This window comes from Streptomyces stoeckheimensis (assembly GCF_045822005.1).
Classification (GTDB): domain Bacteria; phylum Actinomycetota; class Actinomycetes; order Streptomycetales; family Streptomycetaceae; genus Streptomyces; species Streptomyces stoeckheimensis.
On the sequence record NZ_CP169550.1, the window covers coordinates 3272750 to 3295541 of the forward strand.

Genomic DNA, 22792 nt, shown 5'->3' on the forward strand with positions numbered 1-22792 from the left:
CTCCCACTCGAGCGGAAGCTCGTGGCCCCCGAGGAGAGACTCAATGACTACCTACGATGCCGCGTTCCGGATCTGGCGGGGTAACGCGGAGGGCGGTGAGCTGCGCGACTTCACCGTGGAGGTGCACGACGGGGAGGTGGTCCTGGACATCGTCCACCGGCTCCAGGCCACCCAGGCGTCCGACCTGGCGGTGCGGTGGAACTGCAAGGCGGGCAAGTGCGGTTCGTGCAGTGCGGAGGTCAACGGGCGGCCGCGGCTGATGTGCATGACGCGGATGTCGACCTTCTCCCGCGAGGAGACGATCACCGTGACCCCGCTGCGGGCCTTCCCGGTAGTCCGCGACCTGGTGACGGACGTGTCCTTCAACTACCAGAAGGCGCGCGAGGTGCCCGCGTTCGTGCCGCCCGCGGGAGTGGCGCCGGGCGAGTACCGGATGCAGCAGATCGACGTGGAGCGCTCGCAGGAGTTCAGGAAGTGCATCGAGTGCTTCCTGTGCCAGGACACCTGTCACGTGGTGCGTGACCACGAGGAGAACAAGGGGGCCTTCGCCGGTCCGCGCTTCCTGATGAGGGTGGCGGAGCTGGACATGCACCCGCTGGACGCGGCGGCCGAAGCGGGCCTGGACCGCAAGCGCACGGCGCAGGAGGAACACGGGCTCGGCTACTGCAACATCACCAAGTGCTGCACGGAGGTCTGCCCCGAGGGGATCAAGATCACCGACAACGCCCTGATCCCGCTGAAGGAGCGGGCCGTGGACCGCAAGTACGACCCGCTGGTGTGGCTGGGGAACAAGATCGGGCGGCGCTCCGGCCAATAGCCGCCCCCAATCGTTCACTTGGCAGGACAGAATGCCCCCTGAGCAACGTCGTTGACGTGAAGTCAGGGGGCTTTCGCGGTGCGGGTGGGGGATCAGCTGGCGGGCCGGTACCGCCTCGAACAGCGTCTCGGCAAAGGCGGCTTCGGCGAGGTGTGGCGGGCGCACGACGCGGCGCTGGACCGGGCCGTGGCGGTGAAGGTGCTCCTGGAGACGGCCATGGCCGACGAGGCCGTCGCCCGCTTCCGGCGCGAGGCCACCATCGGGGCGCGGCTCCAGCATCCCGGCATCACCGTCGTGCACGACGTGGGCCAGGAGGAGGGCCGGCTCTTCATCGTGATGGAACTGCTCGAAGGCGAGGACCTGCGCAGCACGCTGTCCCGGGTACCGGGCGGGCTGCCGGTGCCGGTGGCGCTGGAGCTGGCCGCCCAGGCCGCGGAGGCGCTGGCCGCCGCGCACGAACGCTCGGTGATCCACCGGGACTTGAAGCCGGCCAACCTCTTCCTGATGCCCGGCGGGCGGGTCAAGATCTGCGACTTCGGCATCGCGCACTCCTCGGACGCCACGGCCGGCTGGACGGTCACCGGCCGGATCTTCGGGAGCCCGCCGTACATGGCCCCCGAGCAGTGGCGGGGCGAGCGGGTGGACGCCCGGTGCGATCTGTACGCGCTGGGGTGCGTGCTGTACGCGCTGCTGAGCGGGGAGCCGCCCTTCGGGGAGGGCGAGGTCCCCTACGTCCTGATGCGCCGGCACATCGAGGACCCGCCGCGCTCGCTGCGGGAGACCGGTGCGGTGGTCGCGCCGGAGGTGGAGCGGCTGGTGCGGCAGCTACTGGAGAAGGACCCGGCGGACCGCCCCGGCTCGGCGCAGGCCGTGGCCACGGCGATACGGGCCCTGGCGGAGGGCGGACCCCTCGCCGGGGGCGGGGCGCGGGGCGGCAGCCTCGCCGGGGGTGGGGCACGGGACGGCGGCGGCAGCCTGGCCGGGGGCGGGGCGCGGGACGGGTATGGCGCGGATGACCAGGCCGGGGTCGGGGTCCGGACCAGGTCAGGGGCCGAAGGCGGGCCGGAGGCAGGGGACTGGTACGGCGCGGATGGCCGGGCCGAGGTCCGGGTCCGGCCCGGGGCAGGCGTCGGGAACGGGGGCGGGGGCGGGACTGAGTCAGGGGACCGGGACGGATCTGGCGCGGATGACCGGGCCAGGGCCGGGAACGGGTTCGGCCGCGGGGGCGGAACGGAAGTAGTGGCCCGGGACGGGGATGGGGTCGCCGGAATCCGGCCTGGGGCCCGGGACGGGGAGGAGTCCGCCGGAATCCGGCCTGGGGCCCGGGACGGGGAGGAGTCCGCCGGAATCCGGCCTGGGGCCCGGGACGGGGAGGAGTCCGCCGGAATCCGGCCTGGGGCCCGGGACGGGGAGGAGTCCGCCGGAATCCGGCCTGGGGCCCGGGACGGGGAGGAGTCCGCCGGAATCCGGCCTGGGGCCCGGGACGGGGAGGAGTCCGCCGGAATCCGGCCTGGGGCCCGGGACGGGGAGGAGGGCATCGGGGAGGTGCCCGCGGATGTGCAGGCCTTCGTGCGGGAGCTGCTGTTGGAGGCCGAGGTCGGGCTGCGGGGGCTGGAGCCCGGGGACGAGGCGCGCATCGACGTGCTGACGGTGGCCGCCGACGCCGCGGCGCGCTTCGACGCGGAGCTCGCGGGGCGGCTGCTCGGCGACGCCGAGATCGCGGCGTGGGAGGGCGGCCGGGGCGACGGGGCGCGGGTGGCCCGGCTGCTGACCCGGCTGGCCAGGGCCACGTCCACGCGTGCCCCGGCGCGGGCCCGGCGGCTGCTGACCGACGCGCAGCAGGCGCTGTTCACGGTGTTCGGCTCCGACCGGGAGGGCCCGCTGTGCGAGGTGGCGGAGGAGCTGGCCGTGGTCGCCCCCGGGCAGGCCGCCCGGATCGCCGCGGACCACTTCGCGGACGCCCGGACGGACAAGCGACTGCGGGCCCGCGTCGCCACGGCCGTCGCGGCGGCCGATCCCGCCGAGGCCGAGCTGCAGTTGGCGCTGATCACGGACGCCGGGCAGCGCGGGGCCGCCACCTACGACATGGTGGTGGCCGTCGCCCCGCACGACGTGGCGGCGGCCCTGCGGCTCAGCGAGCGCATCGGCTCCGCCGGGGGACGGCTGCTGGCGCTGTGCCAGGTGGCGCGCGAGCGCTTCGCGGCCGGGGACCCGGCGGGCGGGGCCCGGGCGCTGCAGCAGGCCGAGGAGGAGCTGCCGCGGTTCCTGGAGGAGCGGGCGGCCTGGCTCCGCGAGGAGGCGGCGCAGCACGCCGGTGAGGGCCGCTCCGACCGGGCGGAGCGGCTACGGAAGCAGGCCGACGCCCTGCTGGGGGGCCGCCCCGGGGAGGCCGCCGACGCGAAGACCGACCACGCGCTGTCCTCGCTGGCCACGGCCCGGGCCTACCGGGACCAGGACGCCCGGACTCCGCTGGACGCGGCGGCGGCGCGGGAGTGGGCCGGCCTGGCACGGAACCGGCCGGACCCGGCGCAGCGGTCCCTGCAACTGGCCCTCGGCGCCCGGCTGTCCGTGGGGACGGGCCGGGTGCCCTGGCTGGCGGAGGCCGCCGCCGACGCGGGGAGCCCGCCGCCGTCCGGGATCAGGGCCCTGGGCGGCCCGGACACGGACGCCGGGTCGCGCCCGCCGGGGCCCGGGCCGAAGCGGCGTACCGAACCCGGCGCCCGCTCCTGGCACACGGATGCCCGGCCGGACGCCGCGTACGCGGCCGGCGCGCACGTGGTGTGGCGCTCGGGGTCCGAGGTGGGCTGCGTACGGGCCGCAGAGGGTACGACCCGCTGGACGGCCCGCTCCGACGAAGGCGTGGGTCCGGCCGCACCCCCGCTGCCCGGGACGGGGCCGCTCCTGGTGGCCTGCACGGCGGACGCGGCCACGGTGTACGTCGAGGTCCGGCGCGCCGGCGCGCCCGGGGTACGGCTGCTGGCGCGCGAGCCGCGCGACGGGCGGGTGCGGTGGTGGCGGGACCTGCCCGGCACGGAGCCGCTGTCCGGCACCGCAGGCGCCCACCTCCCCGGGCCGCGGCCGCTGCGCGCCGTGGGTCCGGTGCTGGTGCACGGGGCTCCGGGGGACCTGACCGCGCTGCGGGCGGCGACGGGAGAGGTCCTGTGGCAGCGCCCGGTTCCCGACCCGGCGACGCGCTCCCCCGCCGCGGTGGGCGACTGCCTGGTCCTCGCGGACGATCTGCGGCTGCGGGCACTGCACCTGCCGACCGGCCGCCCGGTGTGGTCCTTCCAGCGGTCCCGCCCCACGGCGCGGACGCTGCACGATCCGCGGCTCGCCGGGAGCGGCCTCGTTCACCTCCTGGACGAAGGCGCGGTGCTGGCCCTGGACCAGGGCTCCGGCCGGGAGGTGTGGCGCAGCGCGCCGGGCGTCCCGGCGGAGGGCCTGCTCGTCGAGCGCGGCACGGTGTACGCGGTCTCGCACGCGCCGGAGGGCCGGGACGGCCGGGAGAGCCGGGACGGCCACGACACGGTCCACGCGCTCGACGCGGTGACGGGCGCACTGCGCTGGATGCGCCAGGCGGCCCGGTGCGGCGGGGCGGGGTGCGGGTTCGAACTGCTGGGGCTGCGTCCGGGCGGTCTGTACGTCAAGGTCCCCCAGGGCGGCCGGCGCGGTCTCTTCGGCCGTTCGCCGGACCCGTACGTGGCGGTCCTGGACCCGGCCTCGGGCCGACCGCGCCGGTACTGGGACCACCCGCCGCTGGCCGCGGTCGGCGCCCTGCTGGTCGGCGACCACCTCGTCCTCTCCCGCCCCGAGCTGACGGCGTACGGCTTGCCGTAGCGGGTGTCGGCTCCGGGTGCGGGAGGGGGAAACCGCCCATACTCTCCCAAATGTGACTCCGCCGAGAAGCTGCACGAAGAGACGCACCACCGCCGAGATATCCGTCCGGTCCGGGCTCGCCCTCGCCGCCGCGCTGCTCGCGCTCACCGGCTGGGCGACGGCCGCCGCTCCGGCCGCCCGGGCCGACGACCCCGTCACCCTGTCCCAGCAGGGGCAGATCACCGACCGTGTGGGCGCCCTGGGCGACCGCAAGCCCGAGGTCACCGCCGCGCTGGACAAGCTGTACGCCGACCGGAAGGTCCAGCTGTTCGTCACGTACGTGCGCGACTTCTCCGACCGGTCCGCGCAGAGCTGGGCCGACGCCACCGCCCAGAAGAACGGCCTCGGCCAGAACGACGTCCTGCTGGCCATCGCCACCGGGGCCCGGCAGTACGCCTATTCGGCCGATGTCGACTCCGGATTCACCAAGGAGCAGCTCGCGGCGGTCGCGCAGACCGCCATCGAGCCGGCCCTCAAGCAGAACGACTGGGCGGGCGCCGCGATCGGCGCCGCGGGCGGCTACGACGCGGTCCTGGGCGGACGGCCCGTGCCGGTCCCGGCCATCGTCCCCGGCGAGGCCGACCCCGGAGGCGCCGCGGCGAGCGGCGGCGAGAGCGGCGCCGGGGACTTCGTCCTCCCGGTGGTCGCGGTCGGCGCGGCCGGCGCCCTCGGGGCGTACGCGTACACCCGCCGCAAGCGCAAGCAGGCGGACGGCGGCAGCGGCGGCTCGAAGACCACCGGCTGGTCCGGACAGGGGCCCGGCCCCGTTCCCCTGCCGGAACTGGACGCCAAGGCCAAGGCCCTGCTGGTGGAGACCGACGACGCGATCCGCACCAGCACCGAGGAACTCGGCTTCGCCACCGCACAGTTCGGCGAGGAGGCGGTGTCGGCCTTCACGCAGGCGGTGGAGTTCGGAAAGGGTGAGCTGACGGCCTCCTTCCGGCTGCGCCAGCAGCTCGACGACGCGTACCCGGAGGACGACGCCACCCGCCGCCGGATGCTGGACGAGATCGTGGCCCGCTGTACGGAGGCGAGCCGGCGGCTCGACGCCGAGTCGGACGACTTCGACCGGCTGCGGGACCTGGAGAAGAACGCCCCGCAGGCGCTCGCGACCGTGGAGGCCCACTTCCGCGACCTGACGGGCCGTACGACCACGGCGGAGGCGACCCTCACGGCGCTCGGCCGCCAGTACGCGGACTCCGCGGCGGCGCCGGTGGCCTCCAACCCCGAACAGGCCAAGGACCGGCTGCTGTTCGCGACGACCAGCCTCGGCGAGGCCCGCGCCGCGATCGACACCGGCGACAACGGCAAGGCCGCCGTGCACGTCCGGGCGGCCGAGGGCGCCGTGGACCAGGCGGCGACCCTGGTCGACGCGGTGGAGCGGCGCGCGCAGGAGCTGGCGGAGGCGGCCGGGAAACTGCCCGGCGCGCTCAACGAGACGGACACGGACCTCGCCGACGCGAGCGGGCTGCTGTCCGGCACCGCCGAGGGCACCTCGACCGCCGATCTGCGCGGCCGGATCAGCCGGGCGCAGGCCGTACTGGCCGACGTACGGCAGGAGCAGGCCGCCGGCCGGTACGACCCGCTGGACGCGCTGCGCCGCGTGGAGGAGGCCGACGCGGCCCTCGACGAGGCGCTGGCCGGGGCCCGCGAGCGGGAGTCGGGCCGGCAGCGGGCGGCGGCCCTGCTCGATCAGGCCCTGCTCACGGCCCGCAGCGCGATCGGCGCGGCCACGGACTACATCACCACCAGCCGGGGCGCGATCGGCAGCCAGGCCCGTACCCGGCTGGCGGAGGCGCAGCGCCACCTGGAGCGGTCCACGTCCCTGGCGGGCTCGGACCCGGCGGGCGCGCTAGCCGAGGCCCAGCAGGCGGACTCGCTCGCGCGCCAGGCGCAGCAACTGGCCGAACAGGACGTACGGGGGTACCAGAACCCGTACGGCGGTGGCGGCCGGCAGCAGGGCGGCGGGATGGGCGGCGCGGTGCTCGGCGGGATCATCCTCGGCGAGATCCTGGGCGGCGGCCGCGGCGGAGGCGGCTTCGGCGGCGGGGGCGGGGGCTTCGGCGGCGGCTTCGGCGGGGGCGGCGGACGCGGCCCCGGCTCCTTCGGCGGCGGCGGCACCCGCGGCCGCATGGGCGGCGGCGGCCGCTTCTGACGCACTCTCCCTACCCCCTTTTCCCCCTCTTTCGTCCCCAAGGAGACAGAGAACATGAGCAAGCAGAGCATCCTCGGCCGCGTCACCCAGCTCGCCAAGGCCAACATCAACTCCCTGCTGGACCAGGCGGAGGACCCGCAGAAGATGCTGGACCAGCTCATCCGCGACTACACGAACAACATCTCCGAAGCGGAGCAGGCCGTCGCCACCACCATCGGCAACCTGCGGATGCTGGAGGCGGACCACAAGGAGGACGTGGACGCCGCCGCGGAGTGGGGCGGAAAGGCCCTCGCGGCGAGCAAGAAGGCCGACGAGCTGCGGACGTCCGGGTCGGCCGCCGACGCCGACAAGTTCGACAACCTCGCGAAGGTCGCGCTCGGCCGCCAGATGCAGTCGGAGAAGGAGGCGAAGACGGCCGCGCCGACGATCGCCGCCCAGACCGAGGTGGTCGACAAGCTGAAGTCGGGCCTGGACTCGATGAAGACCAAGCTGACGGAGCTGACGGCGAAGCGCGACGAGCTGGTCTCGCGGGCCAAGACCGCGCAGGCCCAGAACACGATGATGGACGCGGTCAAGAACATCGACGTGATGGACCCGACCAGCGACATCACCCGCTTCGAGGAGAAGGTCCGCCGCGAGGAGGCCATGGCCCTGGGCAAGCAGGAGCTGGCCGCCTCCTCCCTGGACGCGCAGTTCGAGTCCCTGGACGACCTCGGCAAAACCTCGGAAATCGAAGCCCGCCTGGCCGCCCTGAAGACGGGCCAGGCCGCCTGACGCCCGCCCCTTCCCGACAGCCCGCGGCGCTCAGGTCCCGAAAGAGGGGACCTGAGCGCCGCGCGCACTGCTGATTGCTCCAAGACCAAACGCCGGACGTGGACCCACCCACGCTTACGAACTGCGACGTTACACAGCAGCCGTCCGCCGCGTTGCCGTCAACTACTGCGGTCACCACACGCTGAAGCCCCGCCAGGTTGCACCTGGCGGGGCTTCTACTCGCTGCCGTTACACGGCAAAGCGGTTGCGACGATGCTCTGCGCCGTCAAGGTCAAGGGTAGGCGACCTTTGGGGTTTTATCGCATCGGCTTTCACCAGGCCGTCGGATTAAATTTCCTCTGCCTTAAGGTCCCATGGGAGACGATCCGCTGCCGCAGCCTGAACTGCGCGTAGTCTCTTTTTGTCCTGCTCGATGAGTATGAGCGATTCGAAGCCGTATGCCGTTCCTGCTGGTGACGTGCCATACACGACTTCCGCATACAAGAGCCATTTCCCCTGCCGTGCGGCGTCAATGCATTCGGCAGCGAAAGCACTCTCTGACCCACCGATCGATTCCACGGAAGTCGCAGACCCAAGGACTCGCAGAATCATACCAAGGGTCTCGCGTCTGGCAGGTTCGGAAAGCTTCCCCGTGAGGGCGGCCATGGCAACCGCAAGGAACGCTGAAGATACCGCCACGAGGCCGTCGGCTCCGGTCAAGACGTGACCGTGAAGTGAGGTACTGAACGCCTCGCCGTGGCCATGGTCCTGCTCAAGTGCCATCAGTTCGGCGATCATGCCTGGGAGGTGCCCGGCACTCTCGCCGCAGCCGCATTCCATCTGCGGCCAATCAAACTTTCGCAGCTCAATCTCGAACATATTAATGGCAGTGCTCTCTTCTCTCATCCCCATGGCCCGCCTGGCTCGGCCGTAATGCCGGGCACGAAGTTACTGCGACTCGGATAGTCCGCTTGGCAGCGGACGCAGACTGACTTGCGAACAGCCGACCAGCGCCCACCAGCATCCCGAGCCAGGGTGACCGCGTGAGTGAAGATAACCTCAGCCGGATTTCCGCCTATCGCAAGCAGCGCGTTTCCTTCGGCGCAGTACCCACAACCGGAGGAAGCGAGGGCCGTGTCTCCCGTGCGAGTATTCAGGGCGCCAACATAAGTACGACCCCTAGTCTTGGAACTCGAGGCGAACAGCGCGAACGTTGCGACTCGTTGCGATACCTGTTCGAGACGCTCAGCCTGTGACCAGTTTGCCGGAGCCGTATCCACATCCACGTCTGCGGCGCGACCGCCTACGTCGCCCCGGGTGCTGGGCACATTGCAGTTATGAACCAGGACGGGGCTCGCGCCTGCAAGCACATAGTACGTGTGGACGTCAGAGATCGTCAGGTCGTGGGTGCGCTGGCGCTTGGTGTACTTGTTGAGGGCGGTGATCTCTACGTGCTTGCCTGCGCTGGTGCGCAGGGTGGTGCCCACCTGGAGGTCGCCGGCGTTGACCCATTCGGCGAGTTCCGGAACCCAGAAGGGGTGGGTGTCCGTGGTGACGATGGCAGCCGGGCCGTCCTCGGTGGCCACGGTGAGCTCGGTGAAGTCCTTGTCGTCCTCGGTGCGAATGGTTTCGAGAACGGTCTTCTTGTAACTCTCACCAGTTTGCGGGTCCGTGGCGAAGACCACGTCCCCGACCTCAATGTCCTGGATTTCCTTGCGGGAACCGTCCGCCATGAGGACTTCGGTGCCCGGCAGGAAGGAGTGGCACAGCTTCCTCGCGAACGACTTTCCGGCGCCACCGAAGGCGAGGGTGGCCATTTCGACCAGGCCTTCGCCGTCTTCGTAGGCCGGGTCGGAGGTGTCGACCCCCATCCCCTCCATCAGGCTGTCATATCCGCCTGCTGCGCTTATTCCGTAGGATGTGAGCGGGTTGAAGAAGTCGAGCGATGAGGCGAAAAAGCGCCCGATCCCGGGGATCGTGTTACGGCTGAAGGTCAACCGGCGCGGCGTGAGGTCGTACCAGTCGCCATAGCCTATGCCGCCGTAAACCTTGTCCTTCTTGCCCTTCTTCGTCTGGGTTATCCATGACGACCACTTCCAGCCGCCGTTCCCCTTGTACTCCCAGCTCTCGTGATAGTCGGTCGTCGCCCCGCTGCGGTCATGGTCGGATGCGCACCTGCTGCTGTTTCCGCCGCAGACTCCTTCAGGTCGCAGGCCCGACGGGTCCGAGAGGCTGAAGGGGTTGTTGTTCGCGTACGTGTACCCGTGTATCTGCTGGGCATCCTTGAGGTCCATGATCGGGTCCACCGAGATGAAGCGGCCGATCGTGGGGTCGTACTCGCGGGCACCGAGGTGGGTGAGGCCTGTTTCCGCGTCCTTTGTTCCGCCTACGAAGCCCTTTTCGCCTGCCCAGTTGGCCGGCTGGGTTCCGCGGTCGTCGCCGAAGAGGCCTGTCTTGCGTCGGGTCACCGTCTGCGCGGCGTCGGCGGTCACCTGCGTGGTGCCGGTCTTGTGGTGGTCGGCGACGGTGAAGTTGAGCTTGCCGCCGGTGCGCATGGCGACATCGCCGTAGTAGCGGGTGCCGGTGACCTTGCCGGCCTTGTCGAGCTTGAGCTCGTTTCCTCCGGGGAGGTAGAGGGTCGTGCCCGTCGAGTCCTTGCGTAGGAGCCGCTGGCCGCCGCTGTCGTAGAGGTAGGAGCTGGTGGACGTCCCCTGCTTGACCGTCTTGAGGTGGCCTTCGACGTCCCAGTCGAGGTACTGGGTTTCACCTGTCCCGCTCTTGCGGGTTTTCGTGTTGCCCTCGGCGTCGTAGGTGAAGGTTTCGTCGTGCGGGTCGGTGCCGGTCTGGGTGACCTTCAGCAGGTCGTGCTTGCCGGCAGTCGGGGCCTGGTACGTGCGGATGGTGTCAGCCGTCGGGCCGGAGGCCGTCTTGTGCTGGGTCTCCGTCTTGCGGTTGCCGACCGCGTCGTAGGTGTACGTGGTCCAGTACTGGTCCGTCCCGCCGATGACCGTGGCCGACGGAGAGGCTGCACAGGTCTCGCCCTTGTTGGTCCAGGCCTGGGTGATGCGGCGCAGCGCGTCGAGGTCGACGCACTGGGTGTCGGTGGTGCGAAGGGCGTCCTGGCCGTACGCCGTGGCGATCGAGGTCAGGTTGCCCGCGGGGTCGTTCGTGTACTTGGTGTCCTCGATCCGCTGGGGTGCGACGTCACGGTCGGTGTACACGCGGCTGACCGCGCCTGTGTGCTCGTCGTACTCCGTGGACCGGTACAGGCGCTGGCCGGCCGAGCCGAGTTCCTGACGGATGGCGCGCCCGTAGTGGTCGTACGTCATCGCCGTGACGAGGCGGCTGTTGCCCGCGGCCATGCTGTTGAGCAGGCCGGAGACCGTCTTGTACGTGCTGCCGACCGTTTCTGCCGGGAGGTCGCCCAGGGCCGGCTGCTTGGTCGTCAGGACCTGACCGCTGATGTTGTAGCTGTTCGTCCAGCTGTAGGTACCCGCAAGGGCCCCCGTGTCGGGGGTGGACGGGATGGTCACCTCAGTGGTGAGGGGCTGGTACAGGTCGTTGTAGGTGAGGGTTTCCGACTCGTACGCCTTGCCTCCCACGTACCGAGTGGACTTCGTCGGCTGGCCCTTGGCGACCGTGTCGTAGACCTGGGAGGTCAGAGTCGTGGAGCCATGCTTGGTGCTGACCACTCGGCTGAGGGCGTCGTAGTCGGTGTGCAGGGTGACACCGGCGGCATCCGTCACGTCCGTGACGCGGTTGCCCTGGTCATAGACCGTCTTGGTCAGGCCCTTGTCCGGGTCGTCCGTCTCGACCTGGCGGCCCCGGACGTCATAGGTGTAGGTCCACTTGACGTTGGCCGGATCGGTGACCTGTTCCAACTGGCCGAGCTTGTTGTAGCTGTACTTGGTCGACTGGGAGGTCGTCCGAGCGGCGTTGGTGTACTGCTTTTGTTCAATGGTCCGTCCGAGCCCGTCGGTGACCGTGGTCGTGGCGATGCCACCCAGGGGCGGGACGACCGTGGTGGTGTCCCCGGTGTAGCTCGTGGTGGTGCGCTTGGTCTCGGTGCCGAACTTCTTCGAGATGACAGTGGTGGTTCGGCCGGCACCGTCGAAGAGGGTGTCCGTGGAAGCGGGGTAGGCGGTTTCCGCCCCTGTGACCAGCTCAGCGGACGGAGCACCAGCCGCGTAGTAGACCCCCGAGTTGCGCCAAGCCAGGCCACGGGTGTCGTAGAACGTCTCCGTCACCAGGCGACCGGAGAGGTCCGGCGACTGTGTCTGCGTCTGACGCTCGCGCAGCAGGCCGTCGTAGATGGAGTAGACCGTGGAGTACTGGTAGTCGTGCGTCAGGGTCTTCGAAGTGACGACGTTGGGTGCGTCATTGCCGATCGCGTACTCGAACACGCGGCTGGGCTTGCCGGGGTTGTCGGCCGCAGTCCAGTTCGGCAGCCAGACCTTCGTCGCGCGGCCGAGGGGGTCGTACTCCGTTGTGGTCAGCTTGCCGTTGGCGTCGGTGACCTTCGTGGGCTGCGAGCGCAGCGGGTCGATCTCCGAAGTGACGGTGTGTCCCAGCGGGTTCGTCACCACCATCGAGGTCATGAGACCGCCGGTCGCCGGCGTGTAGGCGATCTTCGTGACCTTGCCGAACGTGTCGGCAGTGGCGAGCTGACGGCCGTAGACGTCGTAGCAGAGCTCGTTCTTGGCAGCGCCGCATGTGGTCGGAACGGTCGCCTGGACGTCGTAGCCGTCGCCCTTGCCGTTGATGGTCTCGGTCTTGCTGACCAGGCCCGCGCCGGGGACCGTGCCGAGCGTGCCGTTGTCGAAGTAGGTGCGGGTGTCACTGATGACATCCGCAGGCTTGCTCTCGGCCGTACCGCAGGGCACCGCGACCGTCTCGACGCGGCTGTGCCGGTCCAGGATCCACGTCGCGGTGTTGCGCGCGTAGGTGTTCGTGGTGCAGGTCTCGTCCCCGGCGATGGCGGTGTCGCCGGTTGCCGATTCCGTGGCGACCATGCCGTAGGCGTCGAATTCACGGCTCGTCTCGGTCGTGCGGGTTCCACCCGTGACCGTGGTGCGGGTCGCCTCCTTTTCGGTGCCCGTCTTGTAGGAGACGAGATTGGGCAGACCGGCGCGGGTCCGAGTTGCGGTGGCGGTCAGCGCACGCCACGGAGTGCTGGCTGTGGCGCTCACCAGCTTCGACGTGTCGTCGCCTTCGTAGACGGCCGTTTCCCGCATCATTCCGGCGAACTCGGGCCGGTCGACGACCGGCGCCCCGGTGCCGTCCACGACGTTCTTGCCGTCGAGGCCACGGAAGTACCGGTGCACGGTGAGGGTTTTCGGGTCACTGGCCGCGCCCGTTCGGGTCTGGATGAGACCGTAGCCGCGGAACACCGAGTGGACACGGTCCTCGGCCTTGATGAACTCGTCTTCGGCCTTGGCCCAGGCCGCCGTTCCCACGTACCTGTACGCGGTCACCTTGTCGGGGCTGCTGGCGAGGTTGTCCCCCTCCACGACCTGCGTGACGACGTAGCTGTTGAACCAGTCGATCTTGGTCGTCTCGCCCTCCCATGCCCACTTCACCGGGTAGCAGCGCGTCGTGTTCGTCGCGTCTGCGGGCGGCAGGGTGGCGCTGGTGCAATCCGGCTGGGAGTACGTGACGCCGATGGTGCCGCCCGTCTCCGTGTTCACCTGGCTCATGCGCAGTCGTACGTAGGGCGCCAGGCCGTCGCCGGTCTTGTCGACACGGTTGGGCCTCTGCTCACCGGTGAAGGTGACCGGTGCGAGGGGTATGTCCGTGGCGGCGCCGGCCTTCGCGGTGCGGGTGATGGACTTCAGCCACAGGGGCGTGGTGATGCTCGCGCTCGCGCTCGGCAAGCTCTCCTGGATCCGTGGAAAGTGGCTCACCGTGGCCGGCGCCACCACGTACCCGCTCTACCTCCTCCACGAGCACATCGGCTGGACCGGAATCCGCCTGCTGCGGCACGACCTCTCCCCCTGGGTACTGGTCGCCGTGATGACGGTGGGCATGCTCGCCGCCGCCTGGCTGGTCCACCGCTTCGTCGAACGCCCACTTGCAGCTGTCCTCAAGCGCGGCCTCGCTCGCGGCCTCGAGCCCCTGCGCCGCCCACCGGGGACAGGAGCCTGACGGTCCGGCAAGGCCGTCTGACGGTCGGCGGGGCGCCCCCTCGGGGGCGGCCCCCACCCGGTTCTCACCAGGGGCTGCGGACCCTGATGCCGAGGGCCCGGACCTGCTCGCGGTCCTGCTCGGGGAGTCTCAGCAGCAGGTCCTCGCCGACGACCCCGTCCCGCCGCCAGATCCCGTAGAGGGTCTCCAGTGCGGCCTCGGCGACCTCCGGGTCGCGGTCCACGGCTGCGCCCATCAGGGCCTCGACGACGGGCCTGGTGCGCAGCGTGCCGACCGCCCGCGCGATCGCGGCGCGTCGCTCCGCCGGGACCTCCGGGTCGGCGAGCGAGCGCAGGACGTCCTCCGTGGCGCGGGCGTCCTGGCAGGGCAGCACGCAGGTCGCGTAGACGAGCTGGGTGGCCAGCAGGATCAGGAACAGGTGCGGGGCGATCAGGAGCAGCGGCAGCGCCGGTACCAGGACGAGCAGCACCATCCAGCCGCCCCGGATCTTCATCGGGCCGCCGCTCGGCGGCTCGTACCGGCGCCCGGCGAGCGGGACGATGACGAGCATGGTCCCGACGGTCAGGAGCGGCACCGCGACCAGCACCACCCGCATCCCCAGCGAGAACACCCCGTCGGCGAACCCTTCCGTGGCGCCCAGCACCCCCGCCAGGGCCCCGACCCCGACGGCCGCGGTCAGGACGTACCGCCACAGCGCGGTCCACAGCCACTCGCCCGTGCTCACCCGTACATGCTCAGCAGTTGTTCCGCCGACAGTTCCGCCACCGACTCCGCCACCGCCCCCGGGAGCGGGAGCTCGAACCAGACCGTCTTGCCGCGGTGGGTGCGGCGGGTGCCCCAGCCCGCGGAGAGCAGGCCGACCAGCTGGAGGCCGCGGCCGCCCTCGTCGGTGTCGCGGGCCCGGCGGCGGCGGGGCTGGACCAGGTTGGCGTCCCAGACCTCGCAGACGAGGGTCCGGTCCAGCAGGAGGCGCAGCCGGATCTCGCCCTCGCCGTAGCGCAGGGCGTTGGTGACGAGCTCGCTCACGAGGAGCTCCGTGGTGTCGAGCAGTCCCTCCAGGCCCCACGCGGGCAGCTTCGCCCGGGCCAGTTCGCGGGCCCGGCCCACCGAGCGGGCCTCGCGCGGGAGCTGCCAGTCGCCGACGGCGTCCACCGGAAGGCCCTGGACCCGGGCCATCAGCAGCGCGATGTCGTCCTCGCCGTGCCGGGTGTCCAGCGTGTTCAGGACGTGGTCGCAGACCTCCTCCAGCGGGCGCGCGGGGTCGGCCAGCGCGTCGCGCAGGCCCCGTAGGCCCTCCTCCAGGGGGTGGGTCCGGGATTCGACGAGGCCGTCGGTGTAGAGCGCGAGCAGTGCGCCCTCGGGGAGTTCGACCTCGACCTCCTCGAAGGGTTCCCCGCCGACGCCCAGGGGCATTCCGGTGGGGATCTCCAGCAGCAGTCCGGGGCGGGGGGTGCCGCCCTCCTCCACCGGTTCCACCAGCACCGGCGGCATGTGGCCGGCGTTGGCGATGGTGCAGCGGCGGGTGACCGGGTCGTAGACGGCGTAGACGCACGTCGCGAGGTACACCTCCGAGCGGTCGGCATCCCGCGAGTGCAGCGCGGCCCGGGAGGCCTGCTGGGAGCCGCCGGGCGCGCCGAGGCCCCGGGCGATCTCGTCCAGCGCGGTCAGCACCTCGGCCGGTTCCAGGTCGAGCAGCGCGAGGGTCCGTACGGCGGTGCGCAGTTCGCCCATGGCCACGGCCGCCCGCAGTCCGCGGCCCATGACGTCGCCGACGACCAGCGCCGTGCGGTGCCCGGGCAGCTCGATGACGTCGAACCAGTCGCCGCCGACCTCGGTGGCGGCGTTCCCCGGCAGGTAGCGGCAGGCGATGTCGAGTCCTGCGGCCTCCGGGTCGCCGGGGGGCAGCAGGCTGCGCTGGAGTATCAGCGCGCGTTCGTGTTCGCGCCGGTAGAGCCGGGCGTTGTCTATGCAGACGGCGGCCCGCGCGGCGAGCTCCACCGCGACCGCCCGGTCGCGTTCGCCGAAGGGCTCGCTGCCCTTGGTGCGGGAGAACTGCGCGAGTCCGACCACCGTGTCGTGGGCGACCAGCGGGACGACGAGCGTGGACTGCACGAGGTCCCCGGACTCGGGTCCTCCGCCCTCCACCAGCCGCGGCCGCGCCGTGCGCAGGGCGAGCGCCCCCGGCGAGCCGGCCGGGTAGCGGTGCACCTCCCCTACGGAGACCAGCGCGCCCGGACCGGACAGCGGAGCGTCCGACACGGCCGAGGAGAAGGCCACCCGCCGCAGCGGCGCCGAGGGCGCCCGCCCCGGGCCCTGGCCGGGCAGGCTGGGCACGCCGGGGCCCTGCGGGCGGGCGGGGCGGTCGTCGTCGCCGAGCAGCAGCCCCTGGTAGAGGTCGACGGCGGCCAGGTCGCAGAAGCCCGGGACGGTGACGTCGAGGAGTTCGCGGGCGGTGGTCTCCAGGTCGAGGGAGTTGCCGATGCGGTGTCCGGCCTCGTTCAGCAGGGCCAGGTTGCGCCGGACCCCGGCGGCCTCGCGGGCGGCGAGGTGGCGGCGGGTCACGTCGATGCCGATGCCGGCGACCCCGATGGGGCGGCCGGTGCCGCCGTGGACCCGGTAGAGGTTGATGGACCAGTGGCGGTTGTCCCGGCTGCCGGGGGCGGCTCCGGTGATCTGGAGGTCGTTGACGGAGTCCCCGGTCTCCAGGACCCTGCGCAGCGCTTCGGCCATCCGGTCGGCCTCGTGCGCGGGCAGGTAGTCGTGGACGGTGCGGCCGCGGTGCTCCTCGGCGGCGCCGCCGAAGACGGTGGCGAAGCGGCGGTTGGCCCGCTGCACGGTGAGGTCCGTGCCGAAGAGCAGGAATCCGAAGGGAGATTGGCCGAATATCGCCTGCGAGGCGGCCAGATCGGATTCGATCCGGCGCAGCGCACGGACGTCGACCACCACGCAGAGCGCGGCCCGCTCGGCGGTTTCGGTCTGGGTCGGCATCACATAGATCTCGGCCACCCCGTGCGCACCATCGCCGCCGGGGATCCGGAACGGGATCAGGCCCGTCCACTCCTTGCCGTCGAGAATCTCGGCCACCCTGCGGTGTGCGCCGGCGCGCAGCTCCGGGGGCATGAAGGCGTCGACGGGGTCGCGGCCGACGGCCTCGGCCGCGGTCAGCCCGAAGAGTTCCTCGGCGCGCAGACTCCACTGGTCGATCAGCCCGTCGGGCCCGATCGAGAAGGAAGCGACCTTTATGTAGTCATATATCGAGCCAGGCGGGCTGCTGTGCCACAGGGAGTCGCGCCAGGTCTCCCCAGACGCTTCCCCGGGCACACGGGCCTGATGTGCCTGTACAGGTATCTCGCTCACGCGACCGTCCCCTCCAGCTCACCGCAACCGGACCGGCCATGACCGAAGTATTCAGCACCACGGCGCTCTACGACACGGCCTTCGCGATCACAAAAAGATCCCGTTGTTTTCAAGCCAAGCCGTGTGATCGTCGGCTGCCCCTCACCTTGTTACTCACCAGGAAGAGCCAATTCGAACCACACGGTCTTCCCCGACTTCCCGTGCCGGGTCCCCCAGCGCTGTGCCGACACGGCCACCAGGTGGAGTCCGCGACCCCCCTCGTCATCGGGTTCGGCAACACGTTCGCGGGGTGGATCCGGAAGCGGATCCGAAACCTCCACGAGAAGTGCCGGACCTGAGGGAGCGTCGGCGACGGCCGGATTGCGCCGTACGAGACGCACCCCGATGGGGCCGGAAGCGTACCTCAGGGAGTTGGTGACCAGCTCGCTGACCAGCAGGACGGTGACGTCGCCGACGGCGTCGAGCCCCCAGTCGCGAAGGGTGCCGCGCACCGCGTGGCGAGCGGTGCGGACGGCACCCGGTTCGGCGGGAAAGGCCCATTCGGCGCATTCACCGTCAGTGTCGATCACGCCGATCACTTCCCGGGCCGGCTGGCGACCCCAGTCCGGTTCGAGGGGGAACAGAACCTCGGGTACACGTACGAGATAGGGATTAATAGCGACATACCCGATATTCACGGCGTCGTACCACTCGGTCCCCCACGGACCGGCGCACTGTGGCGCAGACGGCCTAGCGCGTGCGCGTCACGCGCCCCCGCGAACTCCGGGAACGCCGCGCATTCCCTGCACGCCCTCGGCCGCGCTCAGCCGGCGGCCCGCCTCGGCGACGGCCGGGCGGTCCTGGTCGAGCCAGTCCACCGAGTCCAGCTCCTCGGGCCGGAGCCAGCGCAGCTCGTCGTGGTCCTCCAGCGGGAGCGGATCGCCCGAGAGCAGCCGGGCCGTCCACACGTGCAGGACGAGGCCGGGCTTCAGCGGCCACTCCCCCGGGATCCGCTCCAGCGCCTCGGTCTCCACGCCGAGCTCCTCGCGCAGCTCGCGCACGAGCGCCTCGGGTACGGATTCACCCGGCTCGGCCTTGCCGCCGGGGAGCTCCCAGCGGCCGGCGAGCTCCGGGGGCGCGCTCCGGCGGGCGGCCAGCAGGCGCCCCTCATGACAAAGGGCTCCGCCCACGACCACTCGTACAGTCATGGGCGGAGCCTATGGCAGCGGCGACGGGTGCGCCGCCCCGCTCAGTTCCTCGTGCCGGTCCGGCCTGCGGTGCTGTCCTGGCCGAGCCGCTCGATCCAGTAGAGCTGCTTGTGCCCTCTGCTTTCGAGGCTGTCGGCGACCTTCTGGGCCTCGGCCCGGGTGGAGTACCGGCCCACCCGGTAGCGGTTGCCGTTGTCGTCCTCACGTATGACCAGCCACGGGAGCAGGGCACCGCTGTCGTTCATCGCGTTTCACCCTCCGCCGACGTACCTGCCCGGGAAACCGCATTGCGCATATGCCCGAGCCTACGCCCGACCTTTACTCAGCGGATACGGTTTTTCACGAAGAGGTACCTCGCAGGCGTACGCATCCGGCCATGCGTACGAGCGGGCCGTGCGCGCCGGTTCAGAGCCCGCGCACGGTCGGCAGTGGCAGGATCACTGCGCCGCCGGGGCTCCCCTTCCGGCAGACGTCCCCGCAGGTGGCGTCGAGGGAACAACAGAGCGAGCAGATCGGGCCGGAGACGACGGGGCAGTCGGCGATGTCCGGGAGCTCGTATGCGGACTCGCAGACGGCGCAGAGGTGTGTGGCGGTGACGTCCTCGACGACCACGTCCGGGCCGTTGACCGTGTTCGGCCTGGCCAGGTAGTACTTCCCCTTCGTCGCCCAGGCGATCAACGGGCAGAGGACGAGCGCGAGTCCGGCCGCGATGAAGGTGGAGAAGGCCTCCGCGTATGTCCCGAAAAGGCCGAAGAAGGCGAGGATCGAGACGGTGGAAGCGATCACCATCGCGCCGAAACCGGCCGGATTGACCGAGTAGAGGTAGGCCCGCTTGAACTCGATGTACGGCGGGCTGAGCCCGAGCCGCTTGTTGATCACGAGGTCGGCGGCGACGGCGACGATCCAGGCGATGCCGACGTTGGAGTAGAAGCCCAGCAGCTTGCCGAGCATCGCGAACATGTTGAGCTCCATCAGCGTCAGCGCGATGCCGAGGTTGAGGAAGATGTACCAGACGCGGCCGGGGTGGCGGTGGGTGACCCGGGAGAAGAAGTTCGACCAGGACAGCGAGCCGCTGTAGGCGTTCGTGACGTTGATCTTGATCTGGGACACGATGACGAACACGGCGGCGACGGGCAGCGCGAGACCGCCGAGCCAGGGGCGCAGCGCCTCCAGTTGCGGGGCGATCGGCTCCAGCGCGTGGGTCTTGCCGACGGCCTCCAGGGCGACGAAGGCGAGGAAGGCGCCGCCGAGCTGCTTGGCGGCGCCGATGATCACCCAGCCGGGGCCGGCGGCGAGCACGGCGAGGTTCCAGCGGCGGCTGTTGGCCGGGGTCTTGGCGGGCATGAACCGCAGGTAGTCGGCCTGCTCGCCGATCTGCGCGATGAGCGAGAGCGCGATGCCGGTGCCGAAGCCGAAGCCGATCCAGGAGAAGCCGGAGCCGGCTCCTTCCGTCCCGCCGAAGTGCGCGAAGGCGCCCCAGGCGTCGGGGGCCTCGAAGGCGAGCACGAGGAAGGGCAGCACCAGCCCGATCAGCCAGATCGGCTGGGTCCAGGCCTGCACCTTGGCGAGGGCGCCCATCCCCTTGAAGACGATCGGGATGACGATGAGCGTGGTGATCAGGTACCCGATCTCCACGGGCAGTCCGACGGCCTGGTGCATGGCCTGGGCCATGATCGAGCCTTCGAGCGCGAAGAAGATGAAGGTGAACGAGGCGTAGATGAGCGAGGTGAGGGTGGAGCCGAAGTACCCGAAGCCCGCTCCCCGGGTGACCAGGTCCATGTCGAGGCCGTACTTCGCGCAGGCGCGGGCGATGGGGATGCCGGTCAGGAAGATGACGACGGCGGCCGCCAGGATCGCGGCGGCCCCGCTGGTGAATCCGTAGGCGAAGACGATGGAGGCGCCGATGGCGAAGTCGGCGAGGTAGGCGATGCCGCCGAGGGCGGTGCCGGCGACGGTGCCGGGGCCCCAGCGGCGGAAGGAGTGGGGCGCGTACCTGAGCGAGTAGTCCTCGCGGCTCTCGTCGGCGGCGAGTTTGGCGTAGCTCCGGCGGGGTGGCTGCGCCGCGGGGGCCGTGGCCGGGGTGGCGGTATCGGTCATACCGCCGGACGGTAGGACCGCTGCGTGACGGCCCGTAACTCTCGGGCATTGCCCGGGGGTTACACCCCCGGGCCCGGCGTGACAGCGGGGTTACACCTCCCGCGACCCCGTGTCCGCGTTCCGGTGCGGCGCCGTGGCCAGGGGCTCCGCCCCGGACCCCCGCTCCTCAAACGCCGGAGGGGCTGGATTCTGGCCGGCGTTTGAGGCGCGGGGGTCCCGGGGCTGGTCCCCGGCAGCGGTGCCGCACAGGGCACAGGTCGGCGCATCGGGCCCCGGCACGCCCCCGGGCTCACCGCACCGGCAAGTGGTACGCCAGGCGGTAGCGGTCGGCCGGGATGACGACGTCTGCCGTTTCCACGGCGCGGCCGGACGCGAAGTACGTGCGCCCGATCACCAGCACCACGTGCCCCGGCACCCCGCCGAGCTGCATGTTCTCCTCCGCCAGGCCCGGCCGCGCGCCGACCTCCTCGACCACGTTGTCCACGACCACGTCGATCGCGGCCATCCGGTCCACCACCCCGGACCCGCCCAGTGGGCCCTCCTCCGGCAGCATCACCGGGCTCCGGCCGGTCACGGCGAGCGGCTCCCAGGAGGTCGACAGCATCATCGCCTCGCCCGCGTCGCGGTAGACGTACCGCGTCCGCATGACCCGCTCGCCCGGCTCGATGCCGAGCCGCTGGGCGATGTCGGCCGGGGCGGCGGCCTGTTCGCTGCTGGAGTCCCAGGTGCCGCGCGCGCCCGCATCCGCCTGCTCCTGCCGGAAGGGGGTCGAGACCCCGCCGGTGCGGTAGCCGGAGCGGGCGACGCGCCGCGGGACGGGTTGTTCGCGCACGTAGGTGCCGGATCCGGACCGGCCCTCGACCAGTCCCTCCGCCATGAGGACCTTGCGCGCCTCCAGGGCCACCGTGTCGGAGACCCCGTACTCCTCACGGATCCGGGCCTGCGAAGGGAGCCGGGCGTGCGGAGGCAGGGACCCATCGACGATCTTCCGTCGCAGATCCCCGGCGACGCGCAGATAGGCCGGCTGCTCGCCGAAAGTCACAGGGCCACTCCCATCAGGTTGACAGACAGCTACACCCTGGCAACCGACGGTTGTCCATCGCAAGCAAGGGCCAGAGTTTCACCCGAAGTGATGAAGCCAGGTCACTCAAACCCACGCGTCACACGCGTTACGCGGACTCCCGGGAAGGACTCCGCCCCGGACCCGGCGAGGTGCCCGGCGGACCGGACCCTCCCCCCTCGCGCCCCATGTCCCCCTCGGATCCCTCCAGCCACTCGGGAACCGTCGTCGACAGTCCGTACGCCCCGCGCAGCGCCTTCTCCAGCTCCACCGGCAGCGCGGCGGTCGCCCGGTCCCACGCGTCCAGGAACGCGTCCTCGGTCTTCGCCCGCTCCGCCTGCTGCCACGCGAGCCGTGCGACCTCCAGCCGCTCCCGCTGCACCCCGGCCGGACCGGCCAGTTCGGGCCGCCCCTTCACCGTGTCCAGGAACCGCGACTCGGCGCCCAGCGCCGCATCCATCGTCCACGCCCAGCCGTTGTAGGCCTGCAGCGCGTCGCCCACCTCTTCGTCCGGCTGCTCCGCCAGCGCCTCGTCCACCTCCTTCATGACCTTCAGGAAGGCCACCTGCTCGGGCGTCAGCATGCCCGCATCGTTGCGCAGGCTGCCGCGGTGCTCCCGGTCCGGGGTGCCGATCACGCACACGATCCGCCGGTCCCCGTCGCTCCAGCTGCGGCGCGAGGGGGCGAAGTAGTACAGCTCGGCGTACGCGGGCAGGGCCCAGGTGTCCATCGCGTACGCGTCCTGCGCGCTCCAGCAGTCCTCCGAGGCGGTGTTCCTCATCCGCTCCGCCCCGGGGAACCCCTGCTCGCTCATCGAGGTCGCGGAGGTGACCTCCGCGTCGTGGACCTCGGCGCAGTCGATCCGGAACACGAGGGGCGCCTCGGCGAGCAGGTCACCGCCGGCGACGTTGAAGCAGTGCCCGACGCGCAGTTCGGAGGCGTCGACGAGCGTGCCCTCCACGTCCTCGCGGAGCTGCGCCGCGCGCCGGGAGCCGCTCCGTTCGTCGAGGGTGTCCAGGGCCCGTCCGAGCACGGGGACGGCGACGGCGACGGCGAGGCTCGTCACCAGCGACACCACCAGCCCCCAGACGGCGAGCGCCTTGCCCCGTTCACCGCTCTTCCCGATCTGCACGAGGGCCACGATCGCGAAGACGATGCCGAGCGGCGGGAAGCAGAGCAGCCCGACGAGCAGGGAGGCGAGCGCGAAGCCGTTGAGCGGGCGCGGCCCGTACGCGTACCCCTGCGGGGGCGGGGCGGGCCAGTGGTGCGGGGGCTGGGTGGTCACGGGGCTCCAGGAGGGAGGCGAACGAATGCGCGAATGGTACGCAGCGGGGGCGGCCGTCGAA

General features: G+C 71.3%; 15 protein-coding genes. 5 read left to right on the forward strand and 10 right to left on the reverse strand.

What is annotated here, in order from left to right:
- Positions 1-43 precede the first annotated feature (43 nt).
- From ACE1OC_RS14650 to ACE1OC_RS14665, 4 genes are all read left to right on the forward strand, one after another.
- The gene (locus ACE1OC_RS14650) at positions 44-817 is read left to right on the forward strand and encodes a succinate dehydrogenase/fumarate reductase iron-sulfur subunit (RefSeq protein WP_407837385.1); all 774 of its coding nucleotides are present in this window, start codon (positions 44-46) and stop codon (positions 815-817) included.
- An 84-nt stretch (positions 818-901) separates the two neighbouring features.
- Positions 902-4654, forward strand: coding sequence for a protein kinase domain-containing protein (locus tag ACE1OC_RS14655; protein WP_407837386.1), 3753 nt, complete (start codon positions 902-904; stop codon positions 4652-4654).
- 97 nt (positions 4655-4751) lie between these two features.
- Entirely contained in the window at positions 4752-6848 is a 2097-nt protein-coding gene (locus ACE1OC_RS14660; RefSeq protein WP_407841558.1) for a TPM domain-containing protein, read from the forward strand.
- Between the two features lie 54 nt (positions 6849-6902).
- On the forward strand, positions 6903-7622 hold the full coding sequence (locus ACE1OC_RS14665; RefSeq protein WP_407837387.1) for a PspA/IM30 family protein: 720 nt from the start codon (positions 6903-6905) through the stop codon (positions 7620-7622).
- Between the two features lie 327 nt (positions 7623-7949).
- Here ACE1OC_RS14665 and ACE1OC_RS14670 read toward each other — a convergent pair whose 3' ends face one another.
- A complete protein-coding gene (locus ACE1OC_RS14670) occupies positions 7950-8480 on the reverse strand; it encodes a hypothetical protein (protein ID WP_407837388.1) in 531 nt (176 codons plus the stop codon).
- 23 nt (positions 8481-8503) lie between these two features.
- On the reverse strand, positions 8504-13474 hold the full coding sequence (locus ACE1OC_RS14675; protein WP_407837389.1) for a polymorphic toxin-type HINT domain-containing protein: 4971 nt from the start codon (positions 13472-13474) through the stop codon (positions 8504-8506).
- Between ACE1OC_RS14675 and ACE1OC_RS14680 the strand changes: the two genes are divergently transcribed.
- Entirely contained in the window at positions 13452-13745 is a 294-nt protein-coding gene (locus tag ACE1OC_RS14680; RefSeq protein ID WP_407837390.1) for a hypothetical protein, read from the forward strand. The two genes, ACE1OC_RS14675 and ACE1OC_RS14680, sit on opposite strands and share 23 nt — an antisense overlap.
- A 64-nt stretch (positions 13746-13809) precedes the next feature.
- On the opposite strand, the gene ACE1OC_RS14685 is transcribed toward ACE1OC_RS14680, so the two are convergent.
- The 8 genes from ACE1OC_RS14685 to ACE1OC_RS14720 all read right to left on the reverse strand — a co-directional run bounded on the left by ACE1OC_RS14685 (position 13810) and on the right by ACE1OC_RS14720 (position 22731).
- The gene (locus tag ACE1OC_RS14685; RefSeq protein ID WP_407837391.1) at positions 13810-14469 is read right to left on the reverse strand and encodes a hypothetical protein; all 660 of its coding nucleotides are present in this window, start codon (positions 14467-14469) and stop codon (positions 13810-13812) included.
- A complete protein-coding gene (locus tag ACE1OC_RS14690; protein WP_407841559.1) occupies positions 14466-17027 on the reverse strand; it encodes a SpoIIE family protein phosphatase in 2562 nt (853 codons plus the stop codon). The genes ACE1OC_RS14685 and ACE1OC_RS14690 overlap by 4 nt, the downstream gene beginning before the upstream one ends.
- A gap of 224 nt (positions 17028-17251) precedes the next feature.
- Complete coding sequence (locus tag ACE1OC_RS14695; RefSeq protein WP_250741823.1) at positions 17252-17680, reverse strand: ATP-binding protein; 429 nt, start codon at positions 17678-17680, stop codon at positions 17252-17254.
- Positions 17681-17845: 165 nt separating this feature from the next.
- A complete protein-coding gene (locus ACE1OC_RS14700) occupies positions 17846-18289 on the reverse strand; it encodes a (deoxy)nucleoside triphosphate pyrophosphohydrolase (protein ID WP_407837392.1) in 444 nt (147 codons plus the stop codon).
- A 41-nt stretch (positions 18290-18330) separates the two neighbouring features.
- Entirely contained in the window at positions 18331-18534 is a 204-nt protein-coding gene (locus tag ACE1OC_RS14705) for an SPOR domain-containing protein (protein WP_254382854.1), read from the reverse strand.
- Between the two features lie 160 nt (positions 18535-18694).
- Positions 18695-20386 (reverse strand): purine-cytosine permease family protein, encoded by a 1692-nt coding sequence (locus ACE1OC_RS14710; RefSeq protein ID WP_407837393.1) that lies wholly within the window; start codon positions 20384-20386, stop codon positions 18695-18697.
- A gap of 289 nt (positions 20387-20675) precedes the next feature.
- Positions 20676-21428, reverse strand: coding sequence for a GntR family transcriptional regulator (locus tag ACE1OC_RS14715; RefSeq protein ID WP_407837394.1), 753 nt, complete (start codon positions 21426-21428; stop codon positions 20676-20678).
- Between the two features lie 127 nt (positions 21429-21555).
- Positions 21556-22731: a DUF4190 domain-containing protein gene (locus ACE1OC_RS14720; RefSeq protein ID WP_407837395.1), complete on the reverse strand. Its 1176-nt coding sequence runs from the start codon at positions 22729-22731 to the stop codon at positions 21556-21558.
- Positions 22732-22792: the final 61 nt, after the last annotated feature.

Coding starts and splice junctions, on each gene's coding strand:
- ACE1OC_RS14650 (WP_407837385.1), top strand. CDS start 44: ATGACTACCTACGATGCCGCGTTCCGGATCTGGCGGGGTAACGCGGAG.
- ACE1OC_RS14665 (WP_407837387.1), top strand. CDS start 6,903: ATGAGCAAGCAGAGCATCCTCGGCCGCGTCACCCAGCTCGCCAAGGCC.
- ACE1OC_RS14670 (WP_407837388.1), bottom strand. CDS start 8,480: ATGTTCGAGATTGAGCTGCGAAAGTTTGATTGGCCGCAGATGGAATGC.
- ACE1OC_RS14680 (WP_407837390.1), top strand. CDS start 13,452: ATGCTCGCGCTCGCGCTCGGCAAGCTCTCCTGGATCCGTGGAAAGTGG.
- ACE1OC_RS14700 (WP_407837392.1), bottom strand. CDS start 18,289: ATGACTGTACGAGTGGTCGTGGGCGGAGCCCTTTGTCATGAGGGGCGC.
- ACE1OC_RS14705 (WP_254382854.1), bottom strand. CDS start 18,534: ATGAACGACAGCGGTGCCCTGCTCCCGTGGCTGGTCATACGTGAGGAC.
- ACE1OC_RS14710 (WP_407837393.1), bottom strand. CDS start 20,386: ATGACCGATACCGCCACCCCGGCCACGGCCCCCGCGGCGCAGCCACCC.